Origin of the sequence: Thiorhodococcus mannitoliphagus (genome assembly GCF_010915725.1) — a bacterium.
Lineage (GTDB): Bacteria > Pseudomonadota > Gammaproteobacteria > Chromatiales > Chromatiaceae > Thiorhodococcus > Thiorhodococcus mannitoliphagus.
The window spans coordinates 1-769 of record NZ_JAAIJR010000393.1 but is presented as its reverse complement, the minus strand read 5'-3'; the positions used below and the strand labels follow the sequence as shown (position 1 = coordinate 769).

The window sequence follows — 769 nt, the reverse complement described above, 5'->3', positions numbered from 1 at the left end:
TGTTCCGCCTGCTTGCGCTGGGTGATGTCGCGAAACACGACCACAGCGCCGAGCCGCTTGCCGTCGCTGATCAGGGGAACCCCGCTGTACTCAACCTGAAAGCAGCTGCCGTCTTTGCGCCACATCACTTCGTCATCGATGCTGCAGGGCTCCCCCTATTCGGTGCAGCGGTGCATCGGGCAGCGCTCGAGCGGATAGGGCGTACCGGCTGCGACCAGAACTGATGCAGGGGCTAAACTTGAGTTTTCCCCCTTCTGCGCCGAGGCATCGCATCACCATGTTTGATCAAACCGACGAAGCGCTGTTCTAGGCACTTACGCGTTACCCCCAACTGAAGCAGCCTATCGCGCATCTCATGGCCGTCGTCGAAGATGCCGAGGGCGACTTGGCCCGAACCGATGACGCAGAGCGTCGGGTCATTGATGAAATTCGTCGGTTGGGGCAGGAGAGCCTCCAAGCCGTCGGGTAGCAGGGTGACCTTACGGTCACCCCGCCCCCTAAGAACCGTGCTTGCGACTTTCACCGCACACGGCTCAAGCCTTGAAAAGGTGCCGTGAAGCACCCGGCGATCAACGGGGGGTGTGGCTAGGACGCGTCACGCGTGGAGCCATGCAGGCATGCGGTCGGGTGGCCTGTTTCTGCGACGCGCGCATCGTTCGGCAAAGTAGCCGGCTTGCTGCGGGTCGTAAGGTCTGCCGGTCTCGCACAGCGCCAACACCCGCACCTGCGGAAAGGCCCCCGGCGCGCGGCCACTGCCGGGGCGCCCGAA

General features: G+C 63.5%; 1 protein-coding gene. It reads right to left on the bottom strand.

From position 1 onward, the window contains the following. Positions 1-140 (bottom strand): PAS domain S-box protein (locus G3480_RS27070; RefSeq protein WP_338114243.1); only part of this gene is annotated, 140 nt, incomplete at its 3' end. Between the last annotated feature and the right edge of the window lie 629 nt (positions 141-769).